General features: G+C 65.9%; 15 protein-coding genes. 12 read left to right on the top strand and 3 right to left on the bottom strand.

Annotated elements, in window-relative coordinates:
• Positions 1-13: 13 nt before the first annotated feature.
• The 12 genes from U1708_RS10225 (at position 14) to U1708_RS10170 (ending at position 11,895) form a co-directional block, all read left to right on the top strand.
• Positions 14-1,675, top strand: coding sequence for an acyl-CoA ligase (AMP-forming), exosortase A system-associated (locus tag U1708_RS10225; RefSeq protein WP_332745294.1), 1,662 nt, complete (start codon positions 14-16; stop codon positions 1,673-1,675).
• Positions 1,672-2,898, top strand: coding sequence for a pyridoxal-dependent decarboxylase, exosortase A system-associated (locus U1708_RS10220; RefSeq protein WP_332745293.1), 1,227 nt, complete (start codon positions 1,672-1,674; stop codon positions 2,896-2,898). Before U1708_RS10225 ends, U1708_RS10220 begins: the two co-directional genes overlap by 4 nt.
• Positions 2,899-3,034: 136 nt before the next feature.
• Positions 3,035-4,279 (top strand): hypothetical protein, encoded by a 1,245-nt coding sequence (locus U1708_RS10215; protein WP_332745292.1) that lies wholly within the window; start codon positions 3,035-3,037, stop codon positions 4,277-4,279.
• 13 nt (positions 4,280-4,292) lie between these two features.
• On the top strand, positions 4,293-5,366 hold the full coding sequence (locus U1708_RS10210; protein ID WP_332745726.1) for an ExeA family protein: 1,074 nt from the start codon (positions 4,293-4,295) through the stop codon (positions 5,364-5,366).
• A gap of 34 nt (positions 5,367-5,400) precedes the next feature.
• Positions 5,401-6,228 (top strand): XrtA system polysaccharide deacetylase, encoded by an 828-nt coding sequence (locus U1708_RS10205; RefSeq protein ID WP_332745290.1) that lies wholly within the window; start codon positions 5,401-5,403, stop codon positions 6,226-6,228.
• Positions 6,225-7,262: a FemAB family XrtA/PEP-CTERM system-associated protein gene (locus U1708_RS10200; protein ID WP_332745289.1), complete on the top strand. Its 1,038-nt coding sequence runs from the start codon at positions 6,225-6,227 to the stop codon at positions 7,260-7,262. Before U1708_RS10205 ends, U1708_RS10200 begins: the two co-directional genes overlap by 4 nt.
• Positions 7,259-8,539, top strand: a complete 1,281-nt coding sequence (locus tag U1708_RS10195) for a glycosyltransferase (RefSeq protein ID WP_332745288.1) — start codon at positions 7,259-7,261, stop codon at positions 8,537-8,539. The genes U1708_RS10200 and U1708_RS10195 overlap by 4 nt, the downstream gene beginning before the upstream one ends.
• Positions 8,536-8,724, top strand: coding sequence for an archaeosortase/exosortase family protein (locus U1708_RS10190; protein ID WP_332745287.1), 189 nt, complete (start codon positions 8,536-8,538; stop codon positions 8,722-8,724). The genes U1708_RS10195 and U1708_RS10190 overlap by 4 nt, the downstream gene beginning before the upstream one ends.
• Entirely contained in the window at positions 8,721-9,635 is a 915-nt protein-coding gene (gene xrtA, locus U1708_RS10185) for an exosortase A (RefSeq protein ID WP_332745286.1), read from the top strand. The genes U1708_RS10190 and xrtA overlap by 4 nt, the downstream gene beginning before the upstream one ends.
• Positions 9,521-9,787, top strand: a complete 267-nt coding sequence (locus U1708_RS10180; protein WP_332745724.1) for an exosortase-associated EpsI family protein — start codon at positions 9,521-9,523, stop codon at positions 9,785-9,787. The genes xrtA and U1708_RS10180 overlap by 115 nt, the downstream gene beginning before the upstream one ends.
• Positions 9,760-10,008, top strand: coding sequence for an exosortase-associated EpsI family protein (locus U1708_RS10175; protein WP_332745285.1), 249 nt, complete (start codon positions 9,760-9,762; stop codon positions 10,006-10,008). The genes U1708_RS10180 and U1708_RS10175 overlap by 28 nt, the downstream gene beginning before the upstream one ends.
• The gene (locus tag U1708_RS10170) at positions 10,009-11,895 is read left to right on the top strand and encodes an XrtA/PEP-CTERM system amidotransferase (protein WP_332745284.1); all 1,887 of its coding nucleotides are present in this window, start codon (positions 10,009-10,011) and stop codon (positions 11,893-11,895) included.
• 141 nt (positions 11,896-12,036) lie between these two features.
• Here U1708_RS10170 and U1708_RS10165 read toward each other — a convergent pair whose 3' ends face one another.
• The 3 genes from U1708_RS10165 to U1708_RS10155 form a co-directional block, all read right to left on the bottom strand.
• A complete protein-coding gene (locus U1708_RS10165; protein ID WP_332745283.1) occupies positions 12,037-13,707 on the bottom strand; it encodes a formate--tetrahydrofolate ligase in 1,671 nt (556 codons plus the stop codon).
• 124 nt (positions 13,708-13,831) lie between these two features.
• Entirely contained in the window at positions 13,832-14,317 is a 486-nt protein-coding gene (locus U1708_RS10160; RefSeq protein ID WP_332745281.1) for a DUF4142 domain-containing protein, read from the bottom strand.
• A gap of 27 nt (positions 14,318-14,344) precedes the next feature.
• Positions 14,345-15,130 carry an SDR family NAD(P)-dependent oxidoreductase gene (locus U1708_RS10155; RefSeq protein ID WP_332745280.1) on the bottom strand — a complete coding sequence of 262 codons (786 nt, stop codon included), beginning with the start codon at positions 15,128-15,130 and terminating at the stop codon, positions 14,345-14,347.
• Positions 15,131-15,141: the final 11 nt, after the last annotated feature.

The raw sequence follows: 15,141 nt of genomic DNA, 5'->3' as shown, positions 1-15,141 counted from the left end.
GCTATGGGGGCGGATGATCGCGCTCGACCCCAAGCCGTACCCTATCGACCATGTCGCCTTGCGCGGTGCCGCGGATGCCGTGGCGCTGATCGACAAGGCGGGGACGATGACGTTTGCCGAGATCGAGGCGGGCGTCGGGGCGTTGGCTGGTTGGCTTGCTGGCCGGGGATTGTCCGCGGGTGATCGGGTGGCGACCTGGCTGCCGAAGACGCGCGTCGCGTGCCTGATGCCGCTGGCCGTGGCGCGGGCGGGGCTGGTCCATGTGCCGGTCAATCCGCTGCTGCGCCGGGCGCAGGTCGCGCATATCCTGGGGGATAGCGGGGCTCGGTTGCTGGTGACGCAGGGTGTGCGGGCCGGGACGCTGGGCGCGGGGGACGTGCCGGAGGGGTGCGCGATCGTGGATGAGGCGGACCTCCTCAGTCTGTTCCCTCGCGAACGCGGGGGGCCAGGATTGCAGAGCGCAGCGCCCGTGATTCCTGGGCCCCCGCCTTCGCGGGGGAACGGCATTGGGGCTGGCGGCGGTTCTCCGATGGGGCCGTCGGATGCGGATACGGACAGCTTAGCCGCGATCCTCTACACCTCGGGGTCCACCGGGCGGCCGAAGGGCGTAATGCTCAGCCATGCGAATTTGTGGCTCGGGGCGATCTCGGTTGCGCATTATCTGAAGCTCGAGCCCGACGATCGCGTGCTTGGCGTGCTGCCGCTGTCGTTCGATTATGGCCAGAACCAGTTGTTCTCGACCTGGGCGGCAGGCGCGTCCGTGGCGCCGCTCGACTATCTCGTCGCGCGCGACGTGGTGAAGGCGGTGGAGCGGGTCGGGGCGACGACGCTGGCGGGCGTCCCGCCTCTGTGGGTGCAACTGCTGGAGGCGGACTGGCCGGCGGAGACTGCTGGGCGGTTGAGGCGGCTGACCAACTCCGGTGGCGCGCTGACGCCGCGGCTGGTGCGCGGGCTTCGGGAGCGGTTTCCGGCGGCGGACGTGTACGCGATGTATGGGCTGACCGAGGCGTTCCGGTCGACGTATCTCGATCCCGCGCTGATCGATACGCATCCCGATGCGATGGGGCGGGCGATCCCGTTTGCCGAGGTTTCGGTGGTGATGCCCGACGGCACGCGCGCTGCGCCGGGCGAGGCGGGGGAACTGGTGCATGCCGGGCCGCTCGTCGCGCAAGGCTATTGGCAGGATGCGGAGCGGACGGCGCAGCGGTTTCGGCCGGCGCCCGATGGCAACGGCATGGCGGTGTGGTCGGGGGATACCGTGGTCGAGGGCGAGGACGGGCTTTTGCGATTCGTCGGGCGCGACGACGAGATGATCAAGAGCGCGGGGAACCGGATCAGTCCGTTGGAGATCGAGGAGGCCGTACTGGCGGGTGGCGAGGCGCGCGAGGCGGTCGCGGTTGGCGTGCCGGACGAGCGGCTGGGGCAGGCGATCGTGGTTATGCTGGCGGGGGATACTGGCGCGGAGGCGGGATTGCGGGCGCGGTTGCGGACGGCACTGCCTAGCTTCATGCAGCCGGGGATGTATCTTTGGCGCGATGAATTGCCGCGTAATGCCAATGGGAAGCAGGACAGGTCTGCCATTGCGTTAGAGGTACGAGATTGTTCCCCCGCGAAGGCGGGGGTCCAGTCTGGGCCCCCGCCTTCGCGGGGGAACATGGAGGGGAGCGCGTCATGAAACCGATGGGTGTTCTTCCTCCGGAATTTGCTGCGCAGACGGACGCATTGGTCATCGCAGGCCGAACGGCTGACGATTGGGTCGCGCACGCCGGTGACACACCGCTGTTCGTCTACGACATGGCGATCGTCGCTGCCCGGATCGCACGGTTCCGCGCGGCGATGCCGGCGATCGATCTTCACTATGCGATCAAGGCAAATTCGCATTCCGGCCTGCTGACCGCGGTCGCGCCACTGGTCGACGGGCTCGACGTCGCGTCGTCGGGCGAGCTAGGCAAGGCGCTCGCGGTCAAGCCAGCGGCTTCGATCAGTTTTGCCGGGCCCGGCAAGCGTGACGACGAACTCGTTGCAGCGATTTCCGCCGGTGCGACGCTCAACGTTGAATCCGAAGGCGAAGCAGCGCGGGCGTTCGCGATCGGCGACCGGCTCAGCCTCACGCCGCGCATGGCGGTACGCGTGAATCCCGATATCGAACTCCGCGGCTCGGGCATGCGGATGGGGGGGCGTGCTTCGCCGTTCGGGGTTGATGCGGTGCGCGCGGCGGCGCTCGTCAAGGCGATCGTAGCGGCGGGTGCGGATTGGCGCGGGTTTCATATCTATGCTGGCAGCCAGGCGCTCGATGCCGGTGCGATCGTCGAGACGCAGGCGGCGACGATCGCGCTCGCGGCACGGTTGGCGGACGAGGCGGGCGTCGCGCCGCCGCTCGTCAATCTCGGCGGTGGTTTCGGCGTGCCGTATTTTGCGGGGGACGTGGCGCTCGACGTCGAACGGGTCGGCGGTGCGCTGGCCGAAGCGCTGGCATCCCGTCCTGCAATCCTTGCCGAAGCGCGGTTCGCAATCGAACTCGGGCGCTGGCTCGTGGCTGAGGCGGGCGTCTACCTGACCCGCGTCATCGACGTAAAGCAGAGCCAGGGAGAGACTTTCGTCGTCGTCGACGGCGGGCTCAACCACCAACTCGCGGCAAGCGGCAATTTTGGCACCGTCGTCCGCCGCAACTATCCGATCACGGCCGCCGCGCGGATGGGCCAGGAGGCTGCGGACACCGTGTCCGTCGTCGGTCCACTCTGCACCCCGCTCGACCGGCTCGGCGACAAGATCGCTCTCCCGCCGGTCGAAGTCGGCGACCTCATCGCGATCTTCATGGCTGGCGCATACGGGGCGAGTGCCAGCCCAACCGCGTTTCTCGGGCATCCCCCAGCCGCCGAGATCGTTACTGCGATATAAGGCGCAGTTGCAGTGCCTTGGCGGTGCGTGGTTGGGCGCGCTCCTAACGCTATCTTCACCTGTTACTTGCATCGCGAAGGCTGAGCTCGCCGCCCGTCAGCAACCGATGGATGGTGCGGCGCCAGGAAAGTTGCCCATGCGTTCCGGATCTGTATCGCAGTCCCTGCCGACCCGAGGCCTCGTCGCGACCAAGCTCGGTGCCTGCACGACTACCGGCTCGCGTCCCCAGTTGCTGCCTGCGGCATTCGTCGCGAACCAGGAATTGCTGGGCGAGGAGTACGTAATCGGGCCGCTCGACCAGTTCAACATGTTCGTCTGGCGCAATCCGATCGGCAACACCATGACCGCCAGCGCTTCGCTGCGCCCCGGTGCGATCGCCCCGTTCGGCGTCACTTTAAGCGGCGCCTATGATCGCGAGACCGCCAGCCAGCTGAAGCAACGCTACGAGGGTTATTACGGCCGCGGCGACATACTCCAGCCGATCTCGCCCTATGTCGCGCTGACCGCCGGGGTGGGCTACGAGAAGATCGAGACGAGCCAGAAGGACGCGGTCATCGACGCGACCGGTAGGCCGGTACTCGATCGCGATGGCCGCTTCGTCACCGATGAGGCATCGCCGCGTCGCGTCGCCTATCGGACCGACGGCATCTATTACGACGCGGGCGTCGTCTGGCGTCCCAATCGCCGCACTTCTGTGGAGGGGCATGTCGGGCGCCGTTATGGTTCGCTCAGCTACACCGGCACCGCGACCTATCAGGCGTCGCAATCGGTGGGCGTCGCGGTCAACGTGTATGACGGCGTACAGACCTTCGGCCGGCAGCTCCGGACCGGCATCCGCGATGTGCCGACGGGCTTCCTAACCGGCAACCAGCAGGGATTTGGCCAGCAGTTCAACGGCTGCGTGTTCGGCTCCAGCGGTGCGCAACCGGGCGGCTGCCTCAACGACGTGTTCCAGTCTATCTCGACCGCCAGCTACCGCGCACGCGAGATCGACGGCGTAATCAGCGCGACCCGCGGACGTTCCACCTGGGGCGCAGGCATCGGATATGCGAACCGCAGGCTGTATGCACCACGGCTTGCGCCCGGACTGGTCGTCACTGGCCTCAACGACGAGAGCTATTATGGCCAGCTATTCTACACCCGCAGGCTCACCCGGGTTTCCGGGGTCAACGCCGACCTGTTCGTCACCTATTATGATAGCGGCGTAGACGACATCACCAGCGATACCGGCATATGGTCCTATGGCGGGACAGGGACGTATTTCCACAATTTCGGGCGACTCGGCACAACCGCGTCGCTTGGACTTTACAGCTTCAAGGTCGGCGACCTCGACAGCGACTGGTCGGCGCAGGCGCGGATCGGTGCGCGGTACCAGTTCTGAAGGCGAGCAGCAGATGTACGACGAACATTACGGACTGACGGGTCGGCCCTTCCAGCTCACCCCAGATCCCAAATTCTGGTTCGAGACCGCCACCCACGGCAAGGCGATGGCGTATCTCGGCTATGGCCTGGCGCAGGGCGAGGGCTTCATCGTCATCACCGGCGATATCGGTGCGGGAAAGACGACGCTGGTCGGCCATTTGATGGACACGATCGACCACCAGCGGCTGAACGCGATCAAGCTCGTGTCGACCGCGATCGAGGCGGACGACCTGCTGCGGATCGTCGCCACCGACCTGCAGGTCGATCCGGCCGGACTGAGCAAGGCCGAACTGCTCACCGCGATCGAGCGCGGGCTGCATGCAGTCGCACGCACCGGCAAGCGCACTCTGCTGATCGTCGACGAGGCGCAGGCTTTGCCCGTGAATGCGCTGGAAGAACTGCGGATGCTGTCGAACTTCCAGGCGGGCGGCCATGCGCTGTTGCAGATCGTATTGCTTGGCCAGCCCGAGTTCCGTGACCGGCTGCATGGCTCGGATCGCCTAGAACAGCTCCGCCAGCGAGTGATTGCGATCCATCATCTCGATCCGATGGAGGAGCATGAGGTCTCCGAGTATCTCACGCACCGCCTGACGGTGGTCGGGTGGACGGGTAACCCCGACTTCACCGATGACGCGTTCGCGGCGTTCTTTACCGGCTCGGCGGGCGTGCCGCGTCGCCTGAACCAGTTGGCGGGGCGGGTGATGTTGCACGCCGCGATCGACGAGCTCACGGTGATCGACGGCGACGCGGTCCGGACGATCCAGCGCGATCTGGAGGGCGACCTGCCTGTCCTCGCGAACGACAAGGGCAAGGGGGCGCGCGTTGCGGACGCATCGCCCGAACCGGTCGGTGCGCTGCGTGGGACTATGCCGCGCACCGATCCTGCGGTCGAGGAGCGGCTTGCCGAACTGGAGGCACGCGTGGAGATGCAGGACAAGGCGCTCCGCCGCGTGCTGACGCTGCTGGTCGACTGGGTCGAGAGCGACCACGAAAAGCCGGAATATGCGCCTATCCGCGGCGTCGCAGCTTGGCATGATGCCGCGTAATATGCCTGTTCTCAATGCCCCCGTTATCAATGGCATGTCGGTCGATGTTGAGGAGTGGTTCCAGGTTCGGGCGTTCGAGAAGGTCATCGACAAGGCCGACTGGGACTCGCTCCAGACCCGCGTCGAGGCCAATACCGATGCGGTCCTGGCGCTGTTCGCCGAGCGCGATACGAAGGCCACGTTCTTCACGCTCGGCTGGGTCGCGTACCGCTATCCTGCGCTGACCCCGCGGATCGTCGATGCGGGGCATGAGGTTGCCAGTCATGGCTGGGATCACCAGCGCGTCTTCACGATGACGCCCGACGTGTTTCGGGCCGACCTTGCGCGCGCTCGGACGGCAATCGAGGACGCGGCGGGGACGAAGGTCACGGGGTATCGCGCGCCGAGCTTCTCGATCGACCAGCGTACGCCTTGGGCGCATGTCGAACTGGCCGAGGCGGGCTATGCCTATTCCTCCAGCGTGGCGCCGGTGAAGCACGATCATTATGGTTGGCTCGACGCACCGCGCTATGGCTTCAAGCCGCTTGCCGACAGCGCGTTGATCGAAGTCCCGGTGACGGTGGCCAAGTTCGGCGAGCGCAAGCTGGCCACCGGCGGCGGGTTCTTTCGGCTGCTTCCGTCGGCGATCACCGACTTCGCGGTACGCCAGGTCAATCGCGAAGACCGCCGGGCGATGTTCTACTTCCACCCGTGGGAGATTGACCCTGCGCAACCTCGCGTATCGCAGGCCCCGATGCGCTCGAAGATCCGCCATTATTCACGGCTGGGCGCGATGGCGGGCAAGTTGCGTGGGTTGCTCGATCGGCATGCATGGGACCGGGCGGATACGGTCGTCGCACGCGAAGCGGTCCGACTGGCGTGACCGCGCCGATGCCCATCGGCGTGCGCGAAGTGGACCTTCGCGATCTGGCCGAATGCGCGCGCATCACGGCGTTCGTCGAGGCTGCCGACGGCGCCACGCCGTTCCACCTGCCGGCCTGGAGCCTCGCGGTGCAGGACGGGTGCGGCCAGCGCGCGCACTATCTGGTTTCGGAGAGCGAAGGGGCGATCGTCGGGGTATTACCGCTGACAGCGATGCGTTCGCCCTTGTTCGGGCGCGCACTGGTCTCGACCGGTTTCGGTGTCGATGGCGGCATCCTGGGTGACGCCGTCGAACCGCTGTCGGCGGGCGCGTGGAACCTGGCGCTGCGGATCGGCTGCCCATCGGTGGAGTTGCGCGGTGGCGCCGCGCCAGCCGGCTGGGATAGCGATGACGGCAGCTATCTCGGCTTCGTGCGCGACCTCGCCGTGGACGATGATGCAGAATTGCTGGCGATACCCCGGAAACAGCGGGCGGAAGTTCGTCGCTCGCTCGGATTCGACCTCGACATCGTCACTGGCACGAACCGGAAACTGCTGGCCGAACATTATCGGGTCTATGCGGAATCAGTTCGCAATCTCGGTACGCCGGTTTTTCCCGCCAAATTTTTTCGAAGCGTTGCTAGCGGCATGGACGCGGATGTTCTCACGGTTTGCCACGAGGGAAGGGCGGTCGCCAGCGTCCTGAGCTTGTATTTCAACGGCACCGTCTATCCCTATTGGGGCGGCGGCACCGGCGCGGCGCGTGGGCTTCGGGCCAACGACCGGATGTATTTCGCGTTGATGGCGCATGCCCGAGCGCGGGGATGCACACGGTTCGATTTTGGCCGTTCGAAAACCGGCACGGGTGCCGCTGCGTACAAGAAGAACTGGGGGTTTAAGACTGAACCGCGGCTCTACGCCAAGCGCAGCAAAGGCTCGGCGCGCGAGGTGAACCCACTGAACCCAAAATACGCGCTGATGGTGCGGACGTGGAAGAAGCTCCCGCTTTGGGCGGCTAACGCAGCAGGACCTTGGATTTCCCGAGGCCTGGGGTGAGCCTGCTTTTCCTCGCGCACCGCGTCCCCTTTCCCCCCGACCGTGGCGACAAGATCCGCAGCTTCCATGTCCTCCAGTATCTGGCGAAGCGTACGCAGTTGCACCTGGTGGCGTTCGCCGATGAGGCGGCGGACTTCGATCCGCCTTCGATCTTCACGGATTTGCTGGCGAGTTGCACCATCCTGCTTCGGAGTAAGTCGCAGAAGCGTGCTGCGCTGGAAGCGCTCGCGACCGGGAAACCGGTATCGCTGGCTGCCTTCGCGAGCCCGGCGATGCAGACCGCAGTCGATCGCGTCTTGCCGGCGGTAAATGCGGTCTACTGCTTCTCCGGCCAGATGGCACAGTATCTCCCGTTCGACGGCCCGCCAATCGTCATGGATTTCGTCGATGTCGACTCCGCCAAGTTCGCTGGTTTCGCCGACGACGCACGCGGACCGGTCCGGTGGATGATGCAGCGCGAAGCCCGCATGCTCGGTGCATTCGAGCGGAAAGTTGCCGGTCGGGTGTCGGCCAGCCTGTTCGTCAGCGAGGCGGAGGCCACGCTGTTCCGGGACGGTGGCGCGATGGGGCGCGTGCTCGCGGTTGAGAACGGGATCGATTCAGTAAAGTTCGATCCTGCTGCAAGCTCCCTCGACCTAAGCCACCACCCCGGCGGAGGCTGGGGCCCAATTGGCGAGGTCGCTGTAACGGTGCGCAATCCGTCGTTACCGACGTCCCCCAATTGGGCCCCGGCCTCCGCCGGGGGGGAGCCGTTGGAGGGTTTGCCTCTCGTCGTCTTCACCGGCCAGATGGATTACCGCCCCAACATCGACGCAGTGAGGTGGTTCACGCGCGACATCCTTCCGCACGTCCGGCAGCGCCATCCCACCCGCTTCGCGATCGTCGGCCGGGCGCCGACCCCCGCCGTGCGGGCTCTGGCGAGTGAGCACGTCACGGTTACCGGCGCGGTCGGCGACGTCCGGGGCTGGCTTGCCGCCGGGGACGTCTGCGTCGCGCCGCTGAAACTGGCGCGCGGCATCCAGAACAAGGTGCTCGAGGCAATGGCGATGGCTCGTCCCGTCGTTGCGTCCGCCGACGCGGCCGAGGGCATCGATCATGTCGACACGATCCGCGTTGCCACGACCGCGCAGGAGTTCGCGGACTGCATCTGCGATCTGCTCGGGGCCCCCGAACTCGCCGCAATGCTTGGCCAATCGGCTCGCGCGCAGGTCGTCCGGCGCTACGGCTGGGACGCACGCCTCGCGCCGCTGGACGCGCTGCTCGGCCTTCCGGTTTGACCGTGTGGCGTCGTCACGCGCTCGCGCTCGCCCTCGTCGCTGCGCTTATCCTGCTGACTTTCCGGCGCGACGTCGCCGATCTCGCGCATATCTGGTGGACGAGCACCACCTTCGGGCACTGCCTCTTCATCGGCCCGGTGATCACATGGCTCGTCTGGCAACGCCGCACCGAACTCGCCCATTGACCCCGACCAGCTGGTGGCCCGGGCTCGCGCTCGTCGCGATCGGGGGTTTCGGCTGGCTGATGGGCGACGCCGCCTCCGTGGCATTCGCGCGCCAACTCGGGCTCGTCATGACACTGCAAGGCGCCGTCCTCACCATCCTCGGCCCCAATGTCGCGCGAGCACTGCTTTTCCCGCTCGTCTACGCGTTCTTTCTAGTGCCGTTCGGCGAAGGTCTCGAACCGCCACTGCAGACCGTGACGGTCGTGATCGTCATGCCGCTGTTGCACCTCGTCGGCGTACCCGCGGTGGTCGACGGCGTGCTGATCCACGCCGGCCGCTATTATTTCGAGGTCGCCGAGGCCTGTTCGGGCGCCAAGTTCGTCATCGCGATGGTTGCTTTCGGAGTGCTCGTCGCAAACCTCTGCTTCGTGTCGTGGAAGCGCCGCGTGGTCTTCCTCGTCGTTTCGATCATCGTCCCCGTCATCGCCAATGGCTTCCGCGCGTTCGGGACGATCTGGGCGGCGGACCTCACCTCGGTCGAAGCGGCGACCGGGATCGACCACATCGTCTATGGATGGGTGTTCTTCGCGATGGTCATGGCGGGCGTGCTGGCGATCGGCTGGCGCTGGTTCGATCGCGAGCCCGATGATCCTGCGTTCGATCCCGCGCGTCTTCAGGCCATCCCGAGGCACCGGATCGATCTCGCCATCGCCACTGCGCTGGTGCTCGCTACGGTTGGAGCATTCCCGGCCTGGAGCGCAGCGATCCGCCGGTCGCGCGCAATCACTTCCCGCGCATATCGACCTGCCCGAGATCGCTGGCTGGCACCGTGTCCCGGTCAGCACGCGCGCCCTGGACGCCCTATTACCCCGGTGCGGACCATTATCTGTTCGGCCGCTACGCCGATACGTCGGGTGCGCACGTCGACATGAGCATCGCGGTGTTCGGCAGCCAGTACGAGGGCAAGGAACTGATCGCCTACGGGACCGGCGTTCTGCGCGAGGAGGATCGCTGGGTCCGCGTCGCGATTTGCCAGATATCGCAGGCGGTAGCGTCATGCGAATCACGGCGCCCGGACCCGTAGAGCGGATCGTCGCGACGTGGTACCGGGTCGGCGACACGACCACGCAGGACGAAACGCTGGTGAAGATCGAGACGATGAAGGCCCGACTGTTCGGCGGCCCGCAACGCGCGGTAGCGATCCACCTCTCGGTCGAGGGCGCCGACCCGCGCTTGATCACACGCTTCCTCGCCGCGCTCGGTCCGATCGCGCCGGTTGCCGATCACGCCGCGGGGATGCGCTAGATGTGCGGCATCGCCGGGATCTTCCACCCTGGTACGCCCAAGCCGGTCGACCCGAACCGCGTCCATGCGATGATCGCCGCGCTGTCGCACCGTGGGCCGGACGGCGATGGTATCTGGACCGCGCCTGGTGTCGGCCTCGGCCATCGTCGACTGTCGATCATCGATCTCGAAGGCTCGCCGCAGCCGATGTCCGACGGCTCGCTGACGATCACCTATAATGGCGAGGTTTATAATTTCGCCGAACTGCGCGACGAACTGACCGCAAAGGGCGCGATTTTCCGCACCGCGGGTGACACCGAAGTCCTGCTGCACGCTTGGCGGGCTTGGGGGCCGTCGATGCTTGATCGGCTGAACGGGATGTTCGCCTTTGCGATCCACGACACCGCTGCGCACACGCTGTTCCTCGCGCGCGACCGGATGGGGGTGAAGCCGCTCCATTATGTCGAGCTGGCAGACGGGTCCCTCGCGTTCGCGTCCGAATTGAAGGGTCTGCTCGCGCATCCGCAGCTCCGGCGGGTACCCGATCTCGGCGCGGTCGAGGGTTACCTGGCGTTCGGGTACGTGCCCGATGATTCCTGCATGGTCGCGGGCGTGAAGAAGCTTGCTGCGGGGCACTTCTTGCTGGTCGAGCGCGGCAAGTCTGTACCGCAGCCGCGTAAATGGTGGGACCTCGACTTCTCCAACCGCGCGACCGGTTCCGCCAAGGCGCTGGGCGAGGAGCTGGTCGACCGGATGCGCGCGGGCGTTCGTTCGCGGATGGTCGCCGACGTACCGCTCGGCGCGTTCCTGTCGGGCGGGGTGGACAGCTCTGCGGTCGTTGCGCTTATGGCGGAGGCAAGCCCGAAGGCGGTTCGCACCTGCACGATCGGGTTCGACGAAGCCGGGCATGACGAGCGGAGCTATGCCGACACCGTCGCACGGCGTTTCGCGACCGATCACCGCGAGCGCGTCGTCGGATTAGGTGATTTCGGGTTGATCGATACGCTGGTCGCGAGCTTCGACGAACCCTTCGCCGATGCCTCCGCGCTTGCCACCTATCAGGTCTGTGCGCTGGCCCGCGAAAGCGTCACCGTCGCGCTGTCTGGAGACGGTGCGGACGAAGCGCTCGCCGGATACCGCCGCTACAAGTTCCAGTCGGTCGAGGAGCGGGTCCGCGGCTTGCTGCCCTCACATCTCCGCGCCGACATCTTTGGGACGCTCGGCCGCTGGTATCCAAAGGCCGACTGGGCGCTGCGGCCGCTTCGCGCGAAGTCGACGCTGCTTGCCCTCGCGCAAGGTGGCGGCGAGGCCTATGCCCGCTCGGTCGGCGTGACCACGCCTGAACTCCGCGCACAGCTTTTCAACGCCGGCGCTCGTGCGACGCTCGGCGGCTACCGCGCCGAAGACCGCTATGTCGCGACGATGGCGAACGCTCCGGCGCGCGACGCGATCGACCGCGCGCAATATGCCGACATCAAGCATTGGCTGCCCGGCGATATTCTCACCAAGGTCGACCGCACCAGCATGGCGGTCGGCCTCGAGGCGCGCGAACCGTTGCTCGACCACCGCCTGGTCGAGTTCTGCGCGACGCTGCCGGCCAACATGCGGTTGCGCCACGGCGAGGGCAAATGGCTGATGAAGAAGGCGATGGAGCCGTATCTGCCGCGCGAGATCCTCTATCGGCAGAAGATGGGCTTCGTGACGCCGATCAGCGCCTGGTTCCGCGGCCCGCTGGCGGGGGAGGCGACCGCGCTCGCCAAGTCGCGCACGCTGGGCGAGACCGGATGGTTCGACATGGCGACGATCGCGCGGATCGCCGACGAGCATCGGATGGGTCGCGCCGAGCATGGGCGGACACTGTGGCAGTTCGTCATGCTCGAACGCTCGATGAAGCGGATGTTCGGGTAAAGGCGGCCGTGGATCCCCCGCAAGGGGGAGGTGGCACCAAAGGTGACGGAGGGGGAGGACACGGGACCAGCGTTTCGCGTGCCTCCCCTCCGTCTGGCAAGTGTCAGCCACCTCCCCCTGGCGGGGGAGGATTGTAGGTTCCTAGAAGAGGCCTTCGATCAGCCCTGCATCATTCAGCCGGATTGCCTCGGCGGCTGGAACGCCGGGAAGGCCCGGCATCGTCATGATCTCTCCGCAGATCGCCACCACAAAGCCGGCCCCGGCCGCGAGGCGGACTTCGCGTACCGGTACGATGTGTCCGGTCGGCGCGCCGAGCAGGGCGGGGTCCGTTGAGAAGCTATACTGAGTCTTCGCGAGGCAGACTGGCAGATGGCCGTATCCCGCATCCTCCCAACGCTTCAACTGCGCCAGCACGCTCGGGTCGGCGACGGCGTGCTCGGCGCGGTAGATGCGGCGCGCGACGGTGTCGATCTTGTCGAACAGCGACAGCTCGTCGCCGTAGATCGGCGCGAACCCGCCACCATGCGTGTCGCACAGTTCGGCAACCGCATCGGCCAGTTCGACCGCACCTGCGCCGCCCTCCGCCCAATGCCGACAAAGAATCGCGCGCGAACCATGCTGCGCCGCCGCTTCGACGATCGCGGCGATTTCCGCGTCGCTGTCGGTGTAGAAATGGTTGATCGCGACGACCGCGGGCACGCCGAACTGGCGGATGTTCTCGATATGCCGGACGAGATTGACCGCGCCGCGGCGCACGGCGTCGACGTCTTCGCGCCCCAGATCAGCCTTGGCGACGCCACCGTTCATCTTCAGCGCGCGTGCCGTCGCCACGATCACCACCGCGTCGGGAGCAAGCCCCGCCTGACGGCATTTGATGTCGAAGAACTTCTCCGCGCCGAGGTCCGCGCCGAAGCCCGCCTCGGTCACGACGTAATCCCCAAGCGACAGGGCTGCGCGCGTTGCGATCACCGAGTTGCAGCCATGTGCGATATTGGCGAACGGCCCGCCGTGCAGGAATGCGGGCGTGCCTTCCAGCGACTGGACCAAGTTCGGCTTGATGGCCTCCGCCAGCAGTACGGCCATTGCGCCATCGGCCTTGAGGTCGCGTGCGGTGATCGGCGTGCGGTCACGTGTGTAGGCAACGACGATATCGCCCAACCGTCGCTCCATGTCGGCGAGCCCGTCGGCGAGGCACAGGATCGCCATCACCTCCGACGCGACGGTAATGTCGAAGCCGGACTCGCGCGGATAGCCGTTGGCAACGCCACCGATCGACTGGACGATATCCCGTAGCGCCCGGTCGTTCATGTCGAGCACGCGCCGCCAGACCACGCGGCGCACGTCGATCTGGAGTGCGTTGCCCCAGTGAATGTGGTTGTCGATCATCGCCGCCAGCAGGTTGTGCGCGGTCGTGATCGCGTGGAAATCGCCGGTGAAGTGGAGGTTGATGTCCTCCATCGGCGCGACCTGCGCGCGACCGCCGCCGGTCGCGCCGCCCTTGGTGCCGAAGCAGGGTCCAAGCGAGGGTTCGCGTAACGCCAGCACCGCCTTGCGCCCGGTATGGCGCAGCGCGTCCGCGAGGCCGATCGAGGTGGTGGTCTTGCCTTCGCCGGCCGGCGTCGGATTGACCGCGGTGACGAGGATGAGCTTACCGTTCGCCGAAGACTTGCGCGCGTTCAGCCATTCGAGCGAGATCTTCGCCTTGTACCGCCCGTAAGGCTCGATTGCCTCGTCGGGAATGTGCAGGCTGTCCGCGATGGCGGCGATAGGGCGCAGGGCGACGCTGCGAGCGATGGCGATATCGGTTTCCATGCGCTCAGACCTAGCGGGGGAGGGGATAGCTTTCCAGACTGATAGGCGTCTCGAATGCAGAACGGCGCCTGCTTTTTGAGGCAGGCGCCGTCTGTATCTGACAATCAAATCGAACCGCGTGCGATTACATCGTCTGCAGTTCGGTGATGTGCGTCTGAACGACCGGCACGATCCCGGCCGCAACCGTCTTCAAGCCCGGTACGGTGCCGTTGGCCGCATAGCCCTGCTGCAACGTCAGTGCCTTGGCGTGTGCTGCCTTCTGCTGCGTCACGTACAGCCGATCGCGCGCCGTACCTTTCGCAGCACGAAGCGCTGCGACGTTCTTGGCCCCCATCGGATCGAGCTTCGGCGGTGCGACCTTTACGTTCGCCGCCATCGCCGCTGCCTTCACGTCTTCGATGCTCTTCGTGTGATCGGCGATCATCATCTGCGCGAAGCTCTTGAGCTTCGGATTGGTGGTCGTCTCGAGCAGGATCTGGCTCGACGTCTTCTCATAGAGGTCGCCGGCGCCGGCCTTCATCACATAGGTCGACGCGGGCATCGGTGCTTGAGCCGAAACGGCGGCGATCGGCAGTGCGATCAGCGCGGCGGCGGTCAGAAATCGTGTCATGGTTTTCTCTCCTGTTGAAGCTATCGTTTAATCGTTCGCAGTGCCGGGTTCGGCCATCTTGCGGTGCATCTCGGCGAGCACGGCGTTGGGCGTGACGTTGGCGATCGACGACTGGATCTTGTTCTTCCAGCCGGATACGACCGCTGCCTTGCCGGACATCAGCGCTTCCCAGCCGTCTTTCGCCACATCGGCGGGGTCGCTCTTCTTCGGATCGGTGCCGACATCGGTGTCCATCATGTGCGCGCGGTCGAAGAACTCGGTATCGACCGGGCCGGGCATCAGGTTGGTCAGCGTGACGCCGTCCGCATCCTTGATCTCGTTCTGGATCGCCGCGACGAAGCTGTCGACGAAGCTCTTCGTGCCGTTGTAGACCGCCTGGAACGCACCGGGGATGTACCCTGCGATCGATCCGGTCACGAGTACCTTGCCCGCGTTCCGGGCGATCATCGGCGGCAGGATTTTCTGCAACAGATATGCCGTACCGACGACGTTGGTGTCGACCACCTTGCGCCATTCCGCGAGGTCCTGATCCAGGAATGCCTTGCCGAGCCCACGTCCGGCATTGGCGCAGACTAGATCGATAGTCCGGCCGTTCGTTGCCGCTAGCAGTTGGTCAACACCTTCGATCGTCGAGAGGTCGGCCTGGACCGCCTGTACGTCGGTGCCGAACTGCTTGAAGTCCCGCGCCGCCGCTTCGATCAAGGCTTCGTCCGCCACGACCAGAATGTCGTAGCCATCCTTTGCAGCAAGCGTGGCGAGTTCGAAGCCGATACCCGTCGAGGCACCGGTGATGATTGCGAATTTATCAGCCATTGTCAGATATC

The sequence above is a fragment of the Sphingomonas arabinosi genome (genome assembly GCF_036663715.1).
Taxonomy (GTDB): domain Bacteria; phylum Pseudomonadota; class Alphaproteobacteria; order Sphingomonadales; family Sphingomonadaceae; genus Sphingomonas.
The sequence above is the reverse complement of the archived record's forward strand: the minus strand, read 5'-3'. Positions and strand labels throughout refer to the sequence as shown.

Excerpts from the sequence above, each read along its gene's own strand:
- U1708_RS10160 (WP_332745281.1), bottom strand. The coding sequence starts at position 14,317 with ATGACACGATTTCTGACCGCCGCCGCGCTGATCGCACTGCCGATCGCC.
- U1708_RS10175 (WP_332745285.1), top strand. The coding sequence starts at position 9,760 with ATGCGAATCACGGCGCCCGGACCCGTAGAGCGGATCGTCGCGACGTGG.
- U1708_RS10210 (WP_332745726.1), top strand. The coding sequence starts at position 4,293 with ATGTACGACGAACATTACGGACTGACGGGTCGGCCCTTCCAGCTCACC.
- U1708_RS10155 (WP_332745280.1), bottom strand. The coding sequence starts at position 15,130 with ATGGCTGATAAATTCGCAATCATCACCGGTGCCTCGACGGGTATCGGC.
- U1708_RS10215 (WP_332745292.1), top strand. The coding sequence starts at position 3,035 with ATGCGTTCCGGATCTGTATCGCAGTCCCTGCCGACCCGAGGCCTCGTC.
- U1708_RS10170 (WP_332745284.1), top strand. The coding sequence starts at position 10,009 with ATGTGCGGCATCGCCGGGATCTTCCACCCTGGTACGCCCAAGCCGGTC.
- U1708_RS10205 (WP_332745290.1), top strand. The coding sequence starts at position 5,401 with ATGTCGGTCGATGTTGAGGAGTGGTTCCAGGTTCGGGCGTTCGAGAAG.
- U1708_RS10225 (WP_332745294.1), top strand. The coding sequence starts at position 14 with ATGATCGCGCTCGACCCCAAGCCGTACCCTATCGACCATGTCGCCTTG.
- U1708_RS10220 (WP_332745293.1), top strand. The coding sequence starts at position 1,672 with ATGAAACCGATGGGTGTTCTTCCTCCGGAATTTGCTGCGCAGACGGAC.
- U1708_RS10165 (WP_332745283.1), bottom strand. The coding sequence starts at position 13,707 with ATGGAAACCGATATCGCCATCGCTCGCAGCGTCGCCCTGCGCCCTATC.